1 protein-coding gene is annotated in these 1,610 nt (G+C 72.3%); it reads left to right on the top strand.

Going from position 1 to position 1,610, the window contains the following annotated elements; genetic code table 11:
* Window positions 1-148: 148 nt before the first annotated feature.
* Window positions 149-1,610 (top strand): ABC transporter ATP-binding protein (locus AOK23_RS32955; protein ID WP_157878225.1); only part of this gene is annotated, 1,462 nt, incomplete at its 3' end.

Below are 1,610 nucleotides of genomic sequence, written 5' to 3'. Positions count from 1 at the left end.
CCCCTGTCGCGCTGCCACGCGATCCCCGAACGTTGCCGCGGGATGAAATCCGCAGCTCCCCGCGTTGGTGTGTTCCGGATACCTCCGGGACCACCCCGGACGACGACGAGGAGGGCACCGCGTGGCAGCGCGACAGGGGGAGGACGCGATGGGAGAGCCGGCGACGAAACCGGAGGCCGAGCGGGCGCCCGGATGGGCGCGGCGGCTCGCCGCGTACGCGTGGCGGTACCCCAAGGACGTCGTCCTCGCCCTCGGCTCGTCCCTCGCCGGCATGGCCGTGATGGCCCTCGTCCCCCTGATCACCAAGGTGATCATCGACGATGTCATCGGGGACAAGACCCGCGCCATGATGCCCTGGGCCGGTGCCCTCATCGGAGCCGCCGTCCTCGTCTACGTCTTCACCTACATCCGCCGCTACTACGGCGGCCGCCTCGCCCTCGACGTGCAGCACGACCTCCGCACGGAGATGTTCGGCACGATCACCCGGCTCGACGGGCGCCGTCAGGACGAGCTGTCCACGGGGCAGGTCGTCGGCCGTGCCACCAGCGACCTCCAGCTCATCCAGGGCCTGCTCTTCATGCTGCCGATGACCATCGGCAACCTCCTGCTGTTCCTGATCTCCCTCGTCGTCATGGCGTGGCTGTCCATCCCGCTCACCCTGGTCGCGCTGGCCGTCGCCCCCGCCCTGTGGTGGATCGCCGTCCGCAGCCGGACCCGGCTGCACCCCGCCACCTGGTACGCGCAGGCCCAGGCCGCCGCCGTCGCGGGTGTCGTCGACGGCGCCGTCAGCGGCGTACGCGTGGTGAAGGGGTTCGGACAGGAGGAACAGGAGACCGGGAAGCTGCGCGACGTGGGCCGGCGGCTGTTCGCCGGGCGGCTGCGCACCATCCGGTTCAACTCCCGGTACACCCCCGCCCTCCAGGCCGTCCCCGCGCTCGGCCAGGTCGCCATGCTGGCGCTCGGCGGCTGGCTCGCGGTGCGCGGGCACATCACGCTCGGCACCTTCGTCGCCTTCTCGACGTACCTCGCCCAGCTGGTCGGCCCCGTCCGGATGCTCGCCATGGTCCTCACCGTCGGCCAGCAGGCGCGCGCCGGCACCGAGCGGGTGCTGGAGCTGATCGACACCGAGCCGACGCTGACCGACGGCACGAAGACGCTGCCCGCCGACGCGCCCGCGACCGTCGAGTTCGACGGCGTGTCGTTCGGCTACGAGGACGGCCGCCCCGTGCTGGACGGGCTGAGCTTCGAGATCCGGCCCGGCGAGACCCTCGCCGTCGTCGGCTCCTCCGGCTCCGGCAAGTCCACCGTCTCGCTGCTGCTGCCCCGCTTCTACGACGTGAGCCGCGGCGCCGTCCTCATCGGCGGCCACGACGTCCGCGAGCTGACCCTCGACTCGCTGCGCGCCGCGATCGGCCTGGTCCCGGAGGACTCCTTCCTCTTCTCCGACACCGTCCGCAACAACATCGCCTACGGCCGCCCCGACGCCACCGACGAGCAGATCGAGGCCGCCGCCCGCGCCGCCCAGGCGGACCGTTTCATCGCCGAGCTGCCCGAGGGCTACGCCACCAAGGTCGGCGAACACGGCCTGACCCTCTCCGGCGGCCAGCGCC

This window comes from Streptomyces torulosus, from assembly GCF_001419765.1.
Classification (GTDB): Bacteria; Actinomycetota; Actinomycetes; order Streptomycetales; family Streptomycetaceae; genus Streptomyces; species Streptomyces torulosus.
The sequence above is the reverse complement of the archived record's forward strand: the minus strand, read 5'-3'. Positions and strand labels throughout refer to the sequence as shown.